General features: G+C 66.8%; 17 protein-coding genes. 10 read left to right on the top strand and 7 right to left on the bottom strand.

The window, feature by feature from the left end:
• Nucleotides 1-2: 2 nt before the first annotated feature.
• Both EV560_RS11585 and EV560_RS11580 read left to right on the top strand, forming a co-directional pair.
• The gene (locus tag EV560_RS11585) at nt 3-734 is read left to right on the top strand and encodes an ABC transporter ATP-binding protein (RefSeq protein WP_131855897.1); all 732 of its coding nucleotides are present in this window, start codon (nt 3-5) and stop codon (nt 732-734) included.
• A complete protein-coding gene (locus EV560_RS11580; RefSeq protein WP_131855896.1) occupies nt 734-1,927 on the top strand; it encodes an HlyD family secretion protein in 1,194 nt (397 codons plus the stop codon). The genes EV560_RS11585 and EV560_RS11580 overlap by 1 nt, the downstream gene beginning before the upstream one ends.
• 202 nt (nt 1,928-2,129) lie before the next feature.
• On the opposite strand, the gene EV560_RS11575 is transcribed toward EV560_RS11580, so the two are convergent.
• Nucleotides 2,130-3,587 (bottom strand): amidase, encoded by a 1,458-nt coding sequence (locus EV560_RS11575; RefSeq protein WP_131856216.1) that lies wholly within the window; start codon nt 3,585-3,587, stop codon nt 2,130-2,132.
• A gap of 93 nt (nt 3,588-3,680) precedes the next feature.
• On the opposite strand from EV560_RS11575, the gene EV560_RS11570 reads away from it, so the two are divergent.
• From EV560_RS11570 to EV560_RS11535, 8 genes are all read left to right on the top strand, one after another.
• Complete coding sequence (locus EV560_RS11570; protein WP_248311995.1) at nt 3,681-4,415, top strand: GntR family transcriptional regulator; 735 nt, start codon at nt 3,681-3,683, stop codon at nt 4,413-4,415.
• Between the two features lie 117 nt (nt 4,416-4,532).
• Entirely contained in the window at nt 4,533-5,636 is a 1,104-nt protein-coding gene (locus EV560_RS11565) for an ABC transporter ATP-binding protein (protein ID WP_131856215.1), read from the top strand.
• Nucleotides 5,637-5,664: 28 nt separating this feature from the next.
• Nucleotides 5,665-6,693, top strand: a complete 1,029-nt coding sequence (locus EV560_RS11560; RefSeq protein ID WP_131855895.1) for an extracellular solute-binding protein — start codon at nt 5,665-5,667, stop codon at nt 6,691-6,693.
• Between the two features lie 11 nt (nt 6,694-6,704).
• Nucleotides 6,705-7,574: an ABC transporter permease gene (locus EV560_RS11555; RefSeq protein ID WP_131855894.1), complete on the top strand. Its 870-nt coding sequence runs from the start codon at nt 6,705-6,707 to the stop codon at nt 7,572-7,574.
• A gap of 9 nt (nt 7,575-7,583) precedes the next feature.
• The gene (locus EV560_RS11550; protein WP_131855893.1) at nt 7,584-8,402 is read left to right on the top strand and encodes an ABC transporter permease; all 819 of its coding nucleotides are present in this window, start codon (nt 7,584-7,586) and stop codon (nt 8,400-8,402) included.
• A 104-nt stretch (nt 8,403-8,506) separates the two neighbouring features.
• Nucleotides 8,507-9,427 carry a polysaccharide deacetylase family protein gene (locus EV560_RS11545; RefSeq protein WP_131855892.1) on the top strand — a complete coding sequence of 307 codons (921 nt, stop codon included), beginning with the start codon at nt 8,507-8,509 and terminating at the stop codon, nt 9,425-9,427.
• A 13-nt stretch (nt 9,428-9,440) separates the two neighbouring features.
• Nucleotides 9,441-10,292 carry an NHL repeat-containing protein gene (locus tag EV560_RS11540; protein ID WP_131855891.1) on the top strand — a complete coding sequence of 284 codons (852 nt, stop codon included), beginning with the start codon at nt 9,441-9,443 and terminating at the stop codon, nt 10,290-10,292.
• Between the two features lie 123 nt (nt 10,293-10,415).
• Entirely contained in the window at nt 10,416-11,954 is a 1,539-nt protein-coding gene (locus EV560_RS11535; protein WP_131855890.1) for an amidohydrolase family protein, read from the top strand.
• Here EV560_RS11535 and EV560_RS11530 read toward each other — a convergent pair.
• The 6 genes from EV560_RS11530 to EV560_RS11505 form a co-directional block, all read right to left on the bottom strand.
• Nucleotides 11,951-12,601 carry an aspartate/glutamate racemase family protein gene (locus tag EV560_RS11530; RefSeq protein ID WP_131855889.1) on the bottom strand — a complete coding sequence of 217 codons (651 nt, stop codon included), beginning with the start codon at nt 12,599-12,601 and terminating at the stop codon, nt 11,951-11,953. The two genes, EV560_RS11535 and EV560_RS11530, sit on opposite strands and share 4 nt — an antisense overlap.
• Entirely contained in the window at nt 12,601-13,527 is a 927-nt protein-coding gene (locus tag EV560_RS11525; protein WP_207907996.1) for a polysaccharide deacetylase family protein, read from the bottom strand. Before EV560_RS11525 ends, EV560_RS11530 begins: the two co-directional genes overlap by 1 nt.
• Before the next feature lie 69 nt (nt 13,528-13,596).
• On the bottom strand, nt 13,597-14,415 hold the full coding sequence (locus EV560_RS11520; RefSeq protein ID WP_131855888.1) for an ABC transporter permease: 819 nt from the start codon (nt 14,413-14,415) through the stop codon (nt 13,597-13,599).
• Nucleotides 14,412-15,314, bottom strand: coding sequence for an ABC transporter permease (locus EV560_RS11515; RefSeq protein ID WP_131855887.1), 903 nt, complete (start codon nt 15,312-15,314; stop codon nt 14,412-14,414). Before EV560_RS11515 ends, EV560_RS11520 begins: the two co-directional genes overlap by 4 nt.
• Nucleotides 15,311-16,399, bottom strand: coding sequence for an ABC transporter ATP-binding protein (locus EV560_RS11510; protein WP_207907995.1), 1,089 nt, complete (start codon nt 16,397-16,399; stop codon nt 15,311-15,313). Before EV560_RS11510 ends, EV560_RS11515 begins: the two co-directional genes overlap by 4 nt.
• A 2-nt stretch (nt 16,400-16,401) precedes the next feature.
• Complete coding sequence (locus tag EV560_RS11505) at nt 16,402-17,445, bottom strand: ABC transporter substrate-binding protein (protein ID WP_131855886.1); 1,044 nt, start codon at nt 17,443-17,445, stop codon at nt 16,402-16,404.
• Nucleotides 17,446-17,534 lie beyond the last annotated feature (89 nt).

The raw sequence follows: 17,534 nt of genomic DNA, 5'->3' as shown, positions 1-17,534 counted from the left end.
CGATGAGAGCTCCCAAAGCGGACCACGCTGGAGTCGTCGCCGTGTCCTGCCGCGGGATCGTCAAGGACGTCGTCAGCGGTGGCACCCGCACTCGGATCCTCCACGGCATCGATCTCGATGTGCTTGCCGGCGAAATGACGTTCCTGGTTGGTCCTTCGGGTTGCGGCAAGACCACCCTGATCTCGATCATGGCAGGGCTGCTCCCGGGAGAAGCCGGGGCCATCGAATTATTCGGCTCCCATCTCGGCAAGCTCGGCCAAGCCGGCATGGTCCGGTTTCGTGGCGCCCATGTCGGCATCGTCTTTCAAAAGCTGAACCTGTTCCCCGCCCTGACCGTAACGGAGAACGTCGCGATTCCGTTGCTCGTCCAAGGAGAGCGCGCAGCCCGAGCCGAAATCAGGGCCAATGATCTGCTTTTCGAGGTTGGCCTCGCCGCGCATGCCGGCATGTATCCATCGCAGCTTTCGGTCGGCGAACAGGAGCGCGTCGCCATTGCACGTGCGCTCATCCACGAGCCGGCGCTGGTCATCTGCGATGAACCGACTGCGGCGCTGGACATGGCATCCGGCTACGGCGTGATGCAGCTCCTGCGCGGGGTCGCCGTCAGCCGCGACCGGGCCGTCATCGTTGTCACCCACGACAATCGCATCACTCCCTTCGCCGACCGCATCGCGCATATGAGCGACGGGCGCATTACCCGGGTGCAGGCCCGTCTCGACCGGGAGGCCGCGTGATGATCGGGCGGCGCTCACCAATCCTGACCTATGGCCTCCCGCTGGTCGCCTTTGTCTCGCTACTGGGAGCGGCGTTTTCGATCGCCGGCAAGGGCGGCGGCCGGCCGGCCATCGAGCCCAGGCCCGAGCCATCGGCACCGGGAATCTCCCGGGTCTCCATCAGCCGCAATGCGCCAATGGCTCTCATCGGTGCGGCCGGCCTGGTCGAGCCGTCCAGCCAGGAGATCAAGATCGGAACGGATATCTCGGGAACGGTCGCGCGGGTCTTTGTGGCTCCCGGCGCCGTGGTGAAGCGCGGCGAGCCGCTTTTTGCTCTCAATGCAAGCCGAGCCGAAGCGACGCTGCTGCAGCGCCATGGAGAGGTTGCGGCGGCCCAGGCGCGGCTTGCGCTCGCGCGATCACGGGTGGCGGGCTTGCGGGCCGAGGTCCAGGTCGCCCATACGGCCGTCGAGTCGGCGCAGGCCGAAAAAGACGAGGCAATGGATCTCGTCCGCGTGGCCGGCGTCCTCAACGCCGGAGCCACCATCACGTCGCGGGAGATCACGCGTCGCAACAACATGCTGCGCCAAGCCAATGCCAAGCTCTCGGAAGCACGAGCAAGGCTGACGGTCGCGACCGCCAACCTCGCTCTCTTCGACGAAGCTGGCGGACCAGCTGCCTCGATCGCGGTGGAGCTCGCGGTGGTCGAACAGGCGCAACGTGCGCTCAAGCTCGCCGAGGCGGATCTGGAGCTCCATAGCGTCCGCGCGCCCGACGACGGCATGGTCCTTCAGGTCAACTTGCGACCCGGCGAGTTCGCCCAGGCCGGCGCCCTTTCGCAGGGGCTGCTCATTCTGGGACGGACGGATCCCCTGCACCTTCGCATCGATATCGACGAGGCCGATATCACGCGTTACCAGCCGGGCGCGCCGGCGCTGGCCTATGAGCGCGGCCGGGAGCGCCGGCGGGCCAGCCTCAGTTTTGTCAGGGTCGAGCCCCTGGTCGTTCCCAAGCGCTCCCTCTCCGGGCAGGCATTGGAGCGTGTGGACACGCGCGTCATGCAAGTCATCTACGCGCTCGAGGCCGAAGATCTGAGCGTGAGGATAGGCCAGCAATTGGACGTCTTCATCGAGGTCGGTCAATTCGAAGGACGCACGATGAATGTCGCCGAAAGCAGTTTCAAGGCGGAAGGCGGGGAGAAGGTGCGGGATTAGAGCGTTTTCCAGCGAAGCGGACACCGGGTCGCGTGAAGAAAATGCGTCAAAACAAATAGATGGAGAATTTTGCGATTCGGAGGATCGCGGGAATGCTCTAGGGCATCTTCGCGAGCAACTGATCAGGGTGCGCGGCTATTTGGCATTGGTCGCCTGATGATCCCCCGGGCCCGCGAACGACGTTTCAGAACCGATCAACCGATCATGCGCCTGGCGCCTTCCCGAAGGCATCGTGGCCGTAAGTGTCTTCGAACTGCCTCGATAGCGCGAGCAGCATGGGATCGGCGCCATGCGGCCCAACGAGCTGAAAGCCGGTCGGCAAGCCGTCGACGAAGCCGCAGGGAGTCGCGATGGCCGGCAGACCGGCGGCATTGGCGAAGCCCGTGAAGATGGCATGACCGCGCGGCCCCACCGCACGGCCATCGATATGGGGCGGGTGGCTCTCTTCCGCCGGCCAAGGCAGAGCCGCCGTGGCCGGCATCAGGAGAATCTCGTGACGGGAGAACTGCCGAGCCAGCTCTCGCTTGAGCTGTTCGACCGCGACGAGGATCTCGAACAGGGCCGTGCCGCGGGCGGAGGCGCCGAGCCGATAGTTGGCCCGCGCCGCCTCGCCACAGATTGCGATGTCGGGACGCTCGCCCGGACCGTAGCCGAGTTCCGGCCAAGCCGCCGGCTCATCGAGCATCCAGGCCAGTCCGATCGCGGACATCGTCATCCAGAGTTGGTTGATCTGCTCGGCGAAGCTCGAATTGCCGATTGCTTCGACCTGATGCCCGAGCCTGGCAAATGTCTGGGCGGCGTTGCGAACCTGTCCTGCAATGCCCGGATCGACGGGATGATCGGCAAAGCCCGGCACAAACAGGATTCGCGCGCGCTCTGGTGGCGGCACCGCGAGATCCTGGCCCGAGAGAATTTCGGTTAGCGTGGTGACGTCGGCGGTATTGCGCCCGATCGCTCCAGCGACCTCATATCCAAGAAATATCTCGGGCAGGCCGCCGCCGCGCGGCACCAGTCCCATCGATGGCTTGAAGCCGACGAGGCCGCAATGCGAGGCGGGCCGGCGGGTCGAGCCGCCGCCATCAGTCCCGAGTGCGAGCGGGCAATAGCCGGCGGCGACACCGGCGACCGCGCCGCCCGAGGAGCCGCCGGGCGTCAGGGCGGGGTTCCAGGGATTGCGGGTCGTTCCCGCGACCGCGTTGGAGGTGAAGCCCTGCATGGCGAACTCGGACAGGTTCGTCTTGCCGATGAAGACGGCGCCCGCTGCCCGCAGTCTCGCGACCGGAATCTCGTCGCGCGTCGGCCTGACGTCGCGCAGGAGGCGGCTGCCCCAGCTCGTCGGCAGGCCGGCGACATGCATGTTGTCCTTCACGCTGACCGGCACGCCGTCGAGCGGGCCCAGCGGCGCACCACCGGCGAACCGCCTGCTGCTTTCGCGGGCGGCGGAGAGCGCGCCCTCCCGGTCGAGCACCACCATGGCGTTGAGTGTCGGCTCGCAGGCTTCAGCGCGTGCCAGGCAGGCTTCGGCCACCTCGACAGGGTCGAACGTGCCGGCGCGGTAGCCTTGCGCGAGCTCGGCCGCGCTCAGGTGCCAGGGCTCTGAGTCAGGCGGAGCACCATGTTGATCTGCTTGTTTCGTGAGCAGGTCGGCTATCGGGGTCATGTTGTCCTCGGTATCGGCAGCGCGACACTTGCCGATCAATCTTGTATACCTGTGGCACGCGGCTTGCTGCCGAGCAATCGCTAGGGAACCATCATGACGCTGCCGGCTCAGATCAGCGACCGCATTCTCGAATCCGTGCTGGCCGAGAAGCTGCCGGCGGGCAGCCGGCTCGGCGAGAAGGAACTCGCGGCGCTCTTCTCCTGCAGTCGCACGCTGGTGCGCGAGGCGCTGATCCGGCTGGCGGCGCGCGGCATCGTCGAGGTCAGCGCAAGGCGTGGCTGGTATCTCGTCGAGCCGTCGCGCGAGCAGGCCCGCGAAGCCTTCGAGGCCCGCTATGTCATTGAGACCGGCCTGCTGCGCACTGCGAACCGGATCGACGAGCGCGGTATGAAACGCCTGCGCGCACATATCGAGCAGCAGCGCGGCGCCTTGGATGGGCAGAATGCCGGGCTGCGCAGCTTCCTGCTCGGCGACTTTCACGTCTGCCTGGCCGGTGCCCTTGGAAACCGGCTGCTCGCCGAGACGATCCGCGATCTCACGGTGCGCACGACGCTGGCGGCTATGAATCACCAGTCCGACGAGGAGGCTGTCCGTTCCTTTTCCGAACATGCCGGAATCGTCACTGCGCTGGAAGCGGGAGACCCGATCGAAGCCGAACGCCGCATGGCTGCGCATCTCGGCAGCTGGGAGGCCAAGCTGCAGATCCCGGAAGAGCCCGATCCCCTGGCACAGCTGCGCGAGGCCCTCGCTCCCGTCGAGCAGTCGGCACGCATCTTGCGTACCAGATTGACCGCCAAGAAGCGGAAGGAGGCCGGCTCCTTCCCCTGACCCTCGAGGAGCTGCCTGGATGCCCGGTGACGTCGTTGCTGCCAATGCAAGGATAATCCGTCGCCGAGGCGCTTCAGGGCACCTGCATCGGACGGCCGGGCGAGGAGCTGCCGCGTGATGCTGCCGCGCTCCGAGACCGGCCTCGCGACGGCCCAGCCGCTGACGCTCGACGGCATCACCCATAGCTATGGCGGCGGGCTCGCGGTCGACAACGTCACGCTGGAGGTCAAGGGCGGCGAATTCGTCGCGCTGCTTGGCCCCTCGGGATGCGGCAAGACCACCTTGCTGAGGATCGTCGCCGGCTTCATCGAGCAGGGCAACGGCAAGATCATTATCGGCGACCGGCCGATCGACACCCTGCCGCCGAGCAAACGCGAGATCGGCATCGTCTTCCAGAATTACGCGCTGTTCCCGCACATGACGGTGACGCAGAACATCGCCTATGGGCTCGCTGCGCGTGGCGAGAGCCGAAAGCTGCAGGAGGAGCGCGTCGCCGAGATGCTGGCGATCGTCCAGCTCGAGACGCTCGCCGACCGCAAGCCGCGGCAGCTCTCCGGCGGTCAGCAGCAGCGCGTCGCGCTGGCCCGCGCGCTCGCCATCCGGCCGCGCATCCTGCTGCTCGACGAGCCCTTCGCCGCGCTCGACAAGAACCTGCGCCTCGACATGCAAATCGAGATCAAGCGCCTGCAGCGGCAATTCGCGCTCACCGCGATCATGGTCACGCATGACCAGGACGAGGCGATGGCGATCGCCGATCGCATCGCCGTGATGAGCCAGGGGCGGATCGAACAGCTCGGCACGCCCGTGCAGATCTATGATGAGCCGGCGAGCCTCTTCGTCAACGGCTTCATCGGCTCGAGCAACCTGCTCGCCGGCACGGTCGAGGCCGCGACGGCGGAGGGCTATCGCGTGGCGCTTTCGACCAGCACGAGCTGGACTGTTCCCTCGCGCCAAAACTTCGCGCCCGGCGCGCCGGTGCTCGTCTCCGTCCGGCCCGAGCAAATGACGCTGGCCGACGAGGCCGGCGAGGGCCGCTTCCCCGTCTCGCTCAAGCTCAGCCTGCCGATCGGCGGCGAGCTCATCCACGATGTCACGGCGCCCGACGGCACCTCGCTCAAGGTCGCCGTGCCGCGGCGGCCCGGCGTCGCGTCGAGCCGGGCCGAGACGGCCTTCTGTGCGCTCGCCGACCATGCCCGGCCTTCGCTCTTTGCCAAACCCTGATTCCAGCAACTCAACGGAGACGACAGCCATGACCACGATCAGCCGCCGCGACCTGCTTGCCGGTGCCGGTGCCCTCGGCCTTGCCGCTTCCCTGCCGCTGAGCGCGCGAGCAGCCGGCGGCCTGACCGCCGCGATCTATCCCGGCACCTGGGAGGAGGCCTATCGCGGCGTCGTCGCGCCCGCACTGAAGAAGAGCGCCAATGTCGATATCGCCTTCGACTCGCTCTTCGCGGTCGACCAGGTCGCCAAGGTCCGGGCGGCGCGCGGCGTGCCGCCCTTCGACTGCTTCGTGCTCGATCCCGGCCCGGCCGCTTCTGCGATGCAAGCCGGCCTGTTCGAGCCGATCGACGCCAAGAAGCTGACCAACGCCGCCAAGGTGCCGGACGGGCTGATCACCTCGCATGGCGTCACCTGCAATGCGCAGGTCGTCGGCATCGCCTATAACCCGAAGAAGTTCCCGACGCCGCCGAAGGGCTGGGCCGACCTGTTCAAGTCGCCCTATGTCGAGCGGCTCGGCCTGACCGGCTTCCAGACCACCTTCGGCACGGTCTCGATCATCGAGATGGCCAAGGCGTTCGGCGGCTCGATCGAGAACATGGAGCCGATCTTCGCCGAGCTGAAGAAGGCCGTCGCAAAGGCTGCCGCTGTCGCGGCGCCGGCGGCAATGCCTGGGCTGTATCAGCAGGGCCAGATCGACATCATGTATACCAACACCAACACGGTCGCGATCCTGAAGGGCCGCGGCGTCGATATCGAGTTCGTCAAGCCCGACAGCGGCGCGATCACGTTCCAGACCACGCTGCACATCGTGAAGGGCGCCGACAATGTCGAGAACGCCTACAAGTACATGGACACGGCGATCTCGGCCGAGATCCAGGCCGCACTGCAGCAGCAGCCCTACAACATGATCCCGATCAACAAGGACGTGAAGCTGGTCGACACCCTCGACATCAAGTCGGTCGACGAACTGACCAAGATGGTCACGCATGACTGGACCAAGATCAATCCGGTCCGTGCCGCCTGGATCGAGCGCTTCAACAAGGAAATCACCAAGTAAGGCGCGATCCGATGGCTGGAGCCGCCATAGCAGCGGCCGGGGGCAGCGCCCCCGGCGACCGGGTCGAGTGGCGCCTCGCGGCGCCGCTCGGCCTGACCTATCTCGTCTTCTTCGCGGCGCCCTTCGCGATCCTGCTCGGCATCAGCTTCTACGCCGATGCCGAGCAGACGCGGCTCGGCCTCGACAGCTGGACGAAATTCTACGGCGACGCCTTCTATCTCAAGGTCATCTTCGACACGCTGAAGCTCGGACTCTTCGCCGTCGCGGCGACGACCCTGCTCGCCTATCCGCTGGCACTCGTCTTCCGCGCCTCGGGCCCCAAGCTGCAGCGCCTGCTGATCTTCATCATCCTCATGCCGCTGCTGACCTCGGTGGTCATTCGCACCTTCGCCTGGATCGTCATCCTGGCGCGCGAGGGTGTGGTCAACCAGACGCTGATGGGGCTGGGGCTTACGGCGGCGCCGCTCAACCTGCTCCAGACCGAGCTCGGCCTCGTGATCGCGCTGACGCAGATCGAGATGCCGCTGATGCTACTGCCGCTGCTCACCATCATGAACCAGATGGACCAGAACCTGGTCGACGCCTCGCGCGCGCTCGGCGCTTCGAAATGGCGGACCTTCTTCAAGGTGGTGCTGCCGCTGACCCTGCCGGGCTGGATCGCGGGCGCGACGCTGGTCTTCGCCTCGGCGACCACCGCCTTCATCTCGCAATCCGTGATCGGCGGGGCGCGGCTGGTCTATTTGCCGGCTCTGATCTGGCAGCAATCGACCGTGGTCTATAACTGGCCCTTCGCCGCCGTCGCCTCGCTGACGCTGCTCTTCACCGTGCTTGCCGGCATCATGGCGCTCGGCTGGCTCGGCCGCTTCGCGAAAACGAACTGAGGATCGGCCGTGCAGCGCTCCACCCTCAGCGACGTGACCTATAACTGGATCGTCGGCCTGCTCGCCGGACTCGGCATCCTGATCCTGGTTGCGCCGGTGATCATCGTGATCGCGACCTCCTTCACCACCTCGCAGACCCTGCGCTTCCCGCCGCCGGACCTGTCGCTGCGCTGGTATCGCGAATTGTTCGATCCGGTGCGCTCGGCGCCGATCCACACCGCCGCTTGGAACAGCGTCTGGGTCGCTTTCGTCGCGACGGTCGTCGGAGCCGTGCTCTCGGTGCTGGCGGCGCTGGCGATCACGCGGGTCAGCCGCCCGTCCGCCCGCCTGCTGGAGGCGAGCTTCCTGTCGCCGCTGATCCTGCCGAGCCTGTCCTATGGGCTGGCGGCGCTGATGTTCTTCTCGGTGCTCGGCATCAGGCCCTCGCTCAACCTGCTGATCGCCGGCCATCTCGTCGTGATCGCGCCCTTCGTCTTCCGCACCACGCTGGCGAGCCTGACACAGCTCGACCCGGCGCTGCTAGAAGCCTCCGCCAATCTCGGCGCCAGCCGCTTCTACGGCTTTCGCCGGATCACCTTGCCGCTGATCGCGCCCGGCATCGCGGCCGGCTGTTTCCTCGCCTTCATCTCCTCGATGGACAATGTCCCGGTCTCGCTCTTCCTCTCGAACGCACGCACCGGAATGCTGCCGATCCGGATGTGGGGGATGATGGAATCGACGCTGGACGTCCGGATCGCCGCGATTGCCGGCGTGCTGATCCTCGCCACGCTCCTGCTGATGATCGTGATGGACCGGCTCACCGGCCTGACCAAGCGCATGAGCGCCTGATGCAAACCAACCCCGTCATTGCGAGCGCAGCGAAGCAATCCAGGAGGAGTGCGTGAGGCCCCTGGATTGCTTCGCTGCGCCCGTAATGACGACAGGAGACCGCCATGACGACTGCCTATGACCGCGACCTGATCGGCTACGGCGCCAACCCGCCCGATCCGCAATGGCCGGGCGGCGCCCGCATCGCGATCAATTTCGTAATGAACTACGAGGAGGGGTCGGAGCCTTCGGTGCAGGATGGCGAGGGCTACACCGAGATCGGCCTGACCGAAGCCGCGGGCCTGCCGACCGGTGTGAAGGGGCGCGACCTCGCCGGCGAGGGCATGTTCGCCTATGGCAGTCGCGTCGGCTTCTGGCGGCTGATGCGGCTGTTCCAGGAGCGCGGCCTGCCGATGACGGTGTTCGGCTGCGCGCTGGCGATGGAGCGCAATCCCGAAGCCTCCGCCGCGATCAAGGCCTCGGGTTTCGACGTCTGCTGCCATGGCTGGCGCTGGATCAAGCATTACGAACTGAGCGAGGCGGAGGAGCGCGAGCACATCGCCAGGGCGATCACATCGCTCGAGGCGACTGTCGGCGAGCGGCCGCTCGGCTGGTATTGCCGCTACGGGCCCAGCGTCAACACGCGCAGGCTCCTGATGGAGGAAGGCGGCTTCCTCTACGATTCCGACGCCTATGACGACGAGCTGCCCTATTGGCGGCTGGTCGACGGCAAGCCGCAGCTCATCGTGCCCTATTCGCTGGTCAATAATGACGGCAAGTTCGGCTCGGGCTTCTTCGGCACCTCGAACGATTATTTCGAGTGGCACAAGGACGCGTTCGACATGCTCTACGCGGAGGGCGCGACCCAGCCGAAGATGATGTCCGTCGGCCTGCACATGCGCCTGATCGGCCATCCGGCTCGCGCCGCCGGCCTCGCCCGCTTTCTCGACTATGTGCAGAAGCACGAGGGCGTCTGGGTGACACGGCGGCTCGACATCGCCAAGCATTGGGCGAAGACTCACCCTTTCTCCGGCCGCACGGCCTGAAGGATGGCACGCCTTGGCTTCGCATGACCTGATCGTCGCGCTCGGCGGCGCACGCTACCGCGTCGAGCGCCCCTTCGGCTCCTGGCCGAAGAACAGCGGCTTCGTCACCGACGTGACCGTCGATCGGCGCGGCCATGTCTTCGTGATGCTTCGGCACGACCCGCTGGTGCATCCCGACGATCCGCGCGTGATCGAACTCGATCCGGAGGGCAATTACCTGACCGGCTGGGGCGGCGCCAGCATCGCCGATTCCCATTACCTGACGGCGGATGCGAAAGGCCGCATCCTCGCGGTCGACCGCGACATGCACGAGGTGATCGTCTTCTCCGCCACGGGCGAGCGCCTTGGCGGGATCGGCCGGCGCGGCGAGCCGCTCTCGCCCTTCAACCACCCGACCGACGTGCATGTCTCGGCCTGGGGCGAGATCTATGTCTCGGACGGCTATGCGGCGAGCCTGGTGCATCGGTTCACGGCCGAGGGCGAGCTGATCCAGAGCTGGGGCGGACACGGCTCCGGCGACGGGCAGTTCGGCTGGCCGCATGCGCTCTGGACCTTCGCCGATGGCCGCGTCGTGGTGGTCGACCGCACGCTCAACCGCGTCCAGGTCTTCGACCGCGAGGGCGAGCATCTCGCGAGTTGGGGCGATCTCTACCAGCCGATGGCGATCTGGGGCGACGAGGATGGCAACGCCTATGTCACCGACATGGTGCCGAGCTTGCAGAAGATCGGCCCGAACGGCGAGCGCCTCGGGCGCTGCCGGCCGATGCTGAATGGCGCGCATGGCCTGTTCGGCACGCCAAATGGCGATATCCTGCTGGCCGAGGGCAATCCGAGCCGGATCACGCGGCTGCGTCGGTTGGGTTAGCCGTCCCCGTCATGCTCGCCCTTGTGGCGAGCATCCACGTCTTGCAACGTGGATGAAGGGAAGACGTGGATGGTCGGGACAAGCCCGACCATGACGACACGGGGCGTTTTGGAGTGCTTGTATATGTCCACCCGCATCGTCTGGGGCGCGACCCTGCTCGAAGGTTTTGACCCGGCGGGCGAGCCGATCCTGCACGGTGATGCCGGCATCGTCTGCGTCGACGGCATGATCCGCGCTATTGGACCTGTTGCTGACCTCAGGGCACGCTATCCCGAGGCTGACATCTCCGGTGGCGCCGGCTTCGCGGTCACGCCCGGCTTCGTCAATTCGCACCATCATGTCGGGCTGACTCCGCTCCAGCTCGGCTCGCCCGACCATCCGCTCGAGCTCTGGTTCGCCAGCCGCCTCGCCCTGCGCGATGTCGATCTCCACGCCGACACGCTGTTTTCGGCCTTCGAGATGATCGCGAGCGGAGTCACCACGGTTCAGCATCTGCACTCGCGCGCGCCGGGCACTCCGGACGATATCATTGCCGCCGCTGAAAAAGTGATCTCGGCCTATCGTGCGGTGGGCATGCGCGCCTCCTATTCAATGGCGCTGCGCGACCAGAACCGCCTCGTCTACGAGGCCGATCGGGATTTCGTCGCGCGCCTGCCCGATGAGCTGGTGCCGGCGATGCGGGCCTATTTCGAGCGCTTCACCGTGCCGCTGGCGGATCAGGTCGCCGTTTTCGAGGAACTGTTCCGGCGCCATGGCACGGACCGGCTTATCCGCATTCAGGTCGCGCCCTCGAACCTGCACTGGCTCTCGGACAAGGCCCTGGAAACCGCGGGCGACCTGTCACGCCGCACCGGCATGCCGATGCATATGCATGTGCTGGAGACGCCCTATCAGAAGGCCTATGCCAGGAAGCGCACTGGCGGCTCGGCGCTGGCCTATCTGGACAAGCTCGGACTGCTCGGGCCGCATTTCACCATCGGCCACGGCGTCTGGATGAGCGAGGCCGATATCGAGCTTTGCGCCCATAGCGGCACGCGCGTCTGCCATAATTGCAGCTCGAATTTTCGCCTCAAGAGCGGTGTCGCGCCGGTCAATCGCTTCCTGGCGCAGGGCATTCCGGTCGCGATCGGCATCGACGAGGCCGGCATCAACGACGATCGCGACATGCTGCAGGAAATGCGGCTCGTGCTGCGCGCCCATCGCGAGCCGGGCATCGATGCGCCGCATCCCACGCCGGCGCAGGTGCTGCGCATGGCGACGGAGCATGGCGCCGCGACGACGCCCTTCGCCGGACAGATCGGCCGGCTCACGCCAGGCATGGCGGCCGATCTCGTGCTGTTCGACTGGAAGGACGTGACCTTCCCCTATCAGGATGATGCGCTCGGCTTCGTCGACGTGCTGGTCCAGCGAGCCAAATCGAGGGCCGTGCACAGCGTCATGATCGGGGGCGACTGGGTGTATCGCGAGCGGCGCTTCACGCGCGTGAACAGGGAGGCGGTGCTTGAAGGCATCGCCGAGGCACTGGCGAAACCGAAAACGCCGGCCGAGCGCGAGCGCATCGCGCTCGCGGAAGCGGTGATGCCGCATGTCCGCAGCTTCTATGATGGTTATCTCGACGGGCTCGGCGACGAGCCGCATTACCGGCCGAGCGGACGGTTCTAGCCCGAGCGCTTCAAGGTCAGCCTGACGGCAGCCGGGATCGGCGCGATCAGCGGCACGGGGAAGCGCGCCTCCAACGCCTTTGCGGCGAGCGCAAGCGGCCCGCCTCCGATCACAAGTGCCTGCGCCCCCAGCCGCTCGATCGCCTCCGCGCATGCTTCGGCGAGCGCCTCGACGAGCCGCTGCGGATCGCTCATCACCGCATGGACCTCGCCCTTTGTCAGCGTCACGCCGCGGAAGCTCTGCGCATGGCCATAGGCTTGCGCCTTGGCCGCAATCGAACTGACGAGATCCGGCGTCGTCGTCACCACCGCAAAGGCGCGTCCGCCTTCGGCCGCTTCGAGCATCCCGGCCTCTGCGATGCCAGTGACCGGACATGGCAGGCGCTCGCGCAGAGCGCCGAGGCCAGGGTCCCCGAAGGCCGAGACGATCACGCCGGCCGGCCGGTCGGCGAGCAGCCCTTCCGCCAGTTCGGCCACAGCCCCGGCCGCGACGGAGAGCGCAGTTGCGTCGGTGATCAGTGGCGCGCCGTGGGCCACAGTCATGCCCTCGATCCGTATATCGGCCGGCGCCGCTTCCTGTGCGATCGCGCGCATGGTCTCGGTCGTGGCGGTATTGGTATTCGGGTTGATCAGGACAAGGCGCAGCATCAGCGGGCCTCCGGCGGCACGGAAGCAGCGAAGGCTCGCGCAATTTCGGCCCGCGTCGCGATCCAGAGCCGGTCACGGCGGCTCGCCAGGAGCCGCATGATGTCGCGGAAGGCGGCGAAGCGGGCCGGCCGGCCGACGATACGCAAATGGAAGCCGAGATTGAGCAGGCGCGGCAGGTCGCGCGCCGCCTCCTGCTCGAGGACGTCGAGCGCGTCGGTGACGTAGTCGACCATCTCCTGCGCCCGCACGAAGCCGTTGGGATGGAAGAACTTCATATCGTTGCTGTCGAGCGCGTAGGGCACGATCAGCAGCGGCCTGCCAGGAACGGGCTCGTCCCAATAGGGCAGGTCGTCGTCGAAGCCGTTCGAGCCGTAGAGGAAGCCGCGCTCCGCGAGCAGCGCCCGTGTCCATGGGCTCTCGCCGCCGCGGCAGAAGAAACCGACGGGACGAACCCCGGTCGCGGCCGCGATGACCTCGGTCGCCCGATCGAGATCGGCCGCCTCGGCCTCGCGCGTGTCGTAATCGGCATGCGGGCGCCACCGCCAGCCATGCACCGCGGGCTCGTGGCCGCGGGCAACGACGAGCCGCGCCAAGTCCGGCGAGCGTTCGACGGCACGGCCGCAAAAGAAGATCGTCGCCGGCAGCTTCGTTTCGTCGAGCGCGTGCAGCATGCGCCAGAGTCCCGCGCGGGTGCCATAGGCGAAGATCTGCTCCTGGCCCTGGTCGCGCTTGCCTGCGGGCACGACGCTGATCACCTCGCCCATCGGCTCGGAGCGAGCATCGCCGTCGCCGACCTGGAGTTCGGCGCCCTCTTCGAAATTGATCACCACCGACACGGCGAGCTTGCCGCCATTCGGCCAGGTCAGGTCCGGCCAGGTTCCGGCATAGCCCCGGAGGTCGCGGTCGATCGTGGCGCGGTCGGTCATGGCTCGGACTCTATTAAAGCGGGGTTGGCAGGCAATCGACGCTGCCGCCCTGCCCGGATGCGCCTCGCGCTACTCGTTGACCCGGTCGAGGCCGATGGTCAGTGAGATCACGCCCAGCGCCAGCATGGCGAGCAGGATCTGCACGCTCGACACCGCCGCGACCAGCGGCGAATTGGTGTTCTGCACGATGGCGAGCAGCTCGACCGGCAGCGGCCGGTCGCGATAGCCATGGGTGAAGATCGTCACCGAGAGGTTGTCGAAGCCCTCGATGAAGGTGAAGACAGCGCCGGCGAGGATCGCCGGCAGCAGCAGCGGCAGGGTGACCGTCCGGAAGGTCTGCCAGCGTGTCGCGCCGAGATTGGCCGAAGCCTGCTCCAGCAACGGGTCGAGCCGCTGCAGGCGGGCCATCACCGTGCGCACCATCACGGCCATGACATAGGTCGCGAGCGAGATCGACTGCAGCCAGATCGAGGGACCGATGCCGAACAGCGCGCCGGCGAAGAGCACGGCGACGCCGAGCACGATGCCCGGCACCATATGCGGCACCAGGACGAAGACCGACAGCGCCGTCGCCCCCCGGAAATCGCCACGGACGCAGGCGAGCGCGGTGGGCACGCCGAGCGCGATGCAGAGCAGGGTCACGTAGACGCCGACCTTGATGCTGGTCAGCATCGCGTTGACCAGCACCGGCTGGTTGAAGACCTTGTAGTACCAGTCGAGGGTGAAGCCCGCCGGTGGGAAGCTGATATAGCCGCGCGTGTCGAAGGACATGATCACGACGATCGCCGCCGGCAGCAGCAGCAGTGCCAGCGCGATCACGGCCAGCGCGACGATGACGCCGATGCCCAGCCTGTCGAGAAGCTCCGCCCTGTGGAAACCGGTGGTCATCGCTGCGCGACCCTTGTCCAGCGTGTGCCCAGATTGGTCAGCCAGGCGAAGATCAGGAGCACGATCAGGCAGGTGCTCATCAGGATCAGCGCGGTCACCGCGCCCTTGCTCCATTCGAGTGAATAGACCACCTGCTCGTAGATCATCGTCGCGGCATTGAGATAATTGCCGCCGCCGAGCAGTTGCGGCACGACGAAGGTCGTGTAGCTCAGCGTGAAGACCAGCGCCGCCCCGGTGCCGAGCCCGCCGATGCTGAGCGGCAGCACGACGTTCCAGAGCGTACCGAGCCGGCTCGCGCCGAGATTGGCCGAGGCCTCGTCGAGCCGCCGGTCGTGCCGGCTCATCACCGCGATCAGCGGCAGGATCATCACCGGCAGATGCACCTGCACCATGCCGATTACCACGGCCCATTGCGTGTTGATGATGCGCAAGGGCGCCGAGATCAGCCCGAGATCGAGGAGCACGCTGTTCACCACGCCGCGACCGCCCAGGATGATGATCCAGGCATAGGTGCGCACGATGCCGCTGGTCAGGATCGGCGCGATGGTCAGCACCAGGATGACGCGCCGGACCCAGGGCTTCCCGATCAGGAAGAGATAGGCGACCGGGTAGCCGAGCAGCACGCAGAAGAAGGTCGTCATCAGCGCCAGCGTCAGCGAGCGCTGGAAGGTGGTGTGGTAGAGCGGGTCGGTGAGCGCCGTCGTGAGATAGCGCAGGGAAAAGTCCTGCGAGACGATGACGCCGCGCGCCACCGTGATCTCGGAGAAGCCGAGCGAGAGCAGGATCGCGAACGGGATCACGGCGACGACGAGGAGCACGACGATCGCCGGCACGGCCGGCCAGATCCCGCTCCCGGACAGGATCTCGTCTAGCAGGCGGCGGGGCAGCGACCTGGTCATGAGCGCGGGAAGACGATGCAGCCGGCGGCATCGCGCAAGGTCAGCGAAACCTTGTCGCCGGCGGCGAGCGACGCGGTGCTGCCGTCGCGCAAGGCGAGCGCGCGCAGGCCGTGCTCGCCGTCGAGTCCGATCTCGTACTCCATCAGCGCGCCGACATGGCGGCGGAATCGGATGGTGCCGGTCCAGGACGAGGCCTGCGGCCCGGCCGGGCGCAGCGCGAGATTATGCGGGCGGATCATCACGCGGACCTCGCCGGAGAGCCCGGTCGCGACCGTCTGCCCGTCCGGCAACACGACACGGCCGCCGCTGGCATAGCCGTCCCAGAAATTCGAGGCGCCGACGAAATCGGCGACATAGGCATTGGCCGGCCGGTCGAAGATCTCCTCGGGCGTGCCGAACTGCTCGACCTTGCCGGTTCGCATCACGGCAATGCGGTCGCTCATCGTCAGCGCCTCTTCCTGGTCGTGCGTGACGAAGATCGCGGTGATGCCGAGCCGCTTGATGAGCTGGCGCAGCTCCATCTGCATCGAGCCGCGCAGCTTGGCGTCGAGCGCGTTGAACGGCTCGTCGAGCAGGAGCACGCGTGGCTCCAGCACCAGCACGCGGGCGATGGCGACACGCTGCTGCTGGCCGCCGGAGAGCTGGCTCGGATAGCGCCCCTCGAAGCCGGTGAGCGATACGGTCGCGAGCGCGGTCGTGACGCGCGTCTCGATCTCCGCGGCGGGCATGCCACGCATCTTCAGCCCATAGGCGACATTGCGGGCGACCGTCAGGTGCGGGAACAGCGCATAGCTCTGGAAGACAACGCCGACCGAGCGGCGGTTGACCGGCACCGGCACGGTATCCTTGCCGTCGATCAGGATCTCGCCCGCATCCGGCGTCAGGAATCCGGCGATGCAACGCAGCAGCGTGGTCTTGCCGCAGCCGGACGGGCCGAGCAGCGTCAGGATCTCTCCCTCTTGAGCGGAGAGCGAGCAGCGGTCGAGCACTGTGAGATCGGCGAAGCGCTTCACAGCTCCGCGAATATCGACGACCGGGGCGGACCGCGGGGCGCCGGTCTTCATGTCGATGACATCGGCCGCCACGTTCACCCTGCGAACATCCGGTCGAAGGCCTCGACGATCTTGCCGCGGTTCGGCGCCACTTTCGGCCAGTCGACCGAGGTCATCGAGGCGATCTCCTCGGGCGTCGAGGGCAGATAGGCGGCGGCGCCGGCCGGCGGCACGATGCCCTTGACCACGGTGCCGAAATAATAGGGCGGCTGCGCCGCAAAATTCTGGCTCTCGGTTTCCAGCAGGATGTTGGTGAATTCGTGGATCAGCTCGCTATGGGCGGTCCGGGTGAACTTGACGACGCAGGTCGGCAGGATCAGCGGGCCGGGGCCGGTCACCTTGGCATAGCCGAGCGGCAGGCCGCTGGAGACCGCGATGCCGGTGTTGTCGTGCCAGAGCGGGCAGAGCCCGATCTCGCCGCGCTCCAGCATCTGCTGCAGCAGGCCGGGGCTGCGGCCGACCAGCGGCTTCAGCTCCTTCCATTTGGCCAGGCCGAAATCCGTATCGGCGTCGGTCTTGCCAAAGGCTGTGGCGCCGATCGAGATGCAGGCGAGCCCGAGATTCGATTGCGGCCGGGACACGCCGATCTTGCCGGCATATTCGGGCTTCCAGAGATCGGCCCAGGTCTTGGGCGGGTTCGGCACCATCTGCTTGTTGTAGGCGATACCGATGCCGGCATAGCTGATCGGTGCCCCCATCCCATAGGCGTAGGGTGGGAATTTCGGGTCGAGATTGGCGACGTTCGGCACCTTCGACAGGTCGAGCGGCTCGAGCACACCCTCGTCGACGGCATTGATGATGGCCGGAGAGCCCATCACCGCGAAATCATAGGGCGAGGCGCCGCGCGAGGCCTTGATCTGAGCGATCGCCTCGGCCGAGAGGCCGCCGATGACGCGCAGCGAGACGCCGGGATGCCTCTTGCCGAGGATCTCGCCGGCTCGCTTCAGCGGATCGTCCTGGGCGCTGCCATAGCCGATCATCACCAGCTCGCGGGCCTGGGCGCGCAGGACGCTGGGTGCGGCGAGCGCGACGCTGCCGGCAGCGGCCCCGAGGAATGTGCGGCGGGACAGTGGCGTCATGGTCGGCCTCCTGACTGTGCTTGGGCTGCTGCGGGAGCGCCCGAGTCGGGCGCGGCTTGCCGTCGATCTGCTGATGCCTTTCAGTTTGT

The organism is Allobosea sp. BK604, from assembly GCF_004341515.1.
Lineage (GTDB): Bacteria > Pseudomonadota > Alphaproteobacteria > Rhizobiales > Beijerinckiaceae > Allobosea.
Note: the sequence above shows the minus strand (reverse complement) of the source record. Positions and strands in the feature narration are given on the sequence as shown.

What these genes read in the sequence shown, in the direction of transcription:
- EV560_RS11520 (WP_131855888.1), bottom strand. Translation starts at nt 14,415, where the DNA reads ATGACCACCGGTTTCCACAGGGCGGAGCTTCTCGACAGGCTGGGCATC.
- EV560_RS11570 (WP_248311995.1), top strand. Translation starts at nt 3,681, where the DNA reads ATGACGCTGCCGGCTCAGATCAGCGACCGCATTCTCGAATCCGTGCTG.
- EV560_RS11565 (WP_131856215.1), top strand. Translation starts at nt 4,533, where the DNA reads ATGCTGCCGCGCTCCGAGACCGGCCTCGCGACGGCCCAGCCGCTGACG.
- EV560_RS11530 (WP_131855889.1), bottom strand. Translation starts at nt 12,601, where the DNA reads ATGCTGCGCCTTGTCCTGATCAACCCGAATACCAATACCGCCACGACC.
- EV560_RS11505 (WP_131855886.1), bottom strand. Translation starts at nt 17,445, where the DNA reads ATGACGCCACTGTCCCGCCGCACATTCCTCGGGGCCGCTGCCGGCAGC.
- EV560_RS11580 (WP_131855896.1), top strand. Translation starts at nt 734, where the DNA reads ATGATCGGGCGGCGCTCACCAATCCTGACCTATGGCCTCCCGCTGGTC.
- EV560_RS11525 (WP_207907996.1), bottom strand. Translation starts at nt 13,527, where the DNA reads ATGACCGACCGCGCCACGATCGACCGCGACCTCCGGGGCTATGCCGGA.
- EV560_RS11515 (WP_131855887.1), bottom strand. Translation starts at nt 15,314, where the DNA reads ATGACCAGGTCGCTGCCCCGCCGCCTGCTAGACGAGATCCTGTCCGGG.
- EV560_RS11560 (WP_131855895.1), top strand. Translation starts at nt 5,665, where the DNA reads ATGACCACGATCAGCCGCCGCGACCTGCTTGCCGGTGCCGGTGCCCTC.
- EV560_RS11585 (WP_131855897.1), top strand. Translation starts at nt 3, where the DNA reads ATGAGAGCTCCCAAAGCGGACCACGCTGGAGTCGTCGCCGTGTCCTGC.
- EV560_RS11555 (WP_131855894.1), top strand. Translation starts at nt 6,705, where the DNA reads ATGGCTGGAGCCGCCATAGCAGCGGCCGGGGGCAGCGCCCCCGGCGAC.
- EV560_RS11535 (WP_131855890.1), top strand. Translation starts at nt 10,416, where the DNA reads ATGTCCACCCGCATCGTCTGGGGCGCGACCCTGCTCGAAGGTTTTGAC.
- EV560_RS11575 (WP_131856216.1), bottom strand. Translation starts at nt 3,587, where the DNA reads ATGACCCCGATAGCCGACCTGCTCACGAAACAAGCAGATCAACATGGT.
- EV560_RS11545 (WP_131855892.1), top strand. Translation starts at nt 8,507, where the DNA reads ATGACGACTGCCTATGACCGCGACCTGATCGGCTACGGCGCCAACCCG.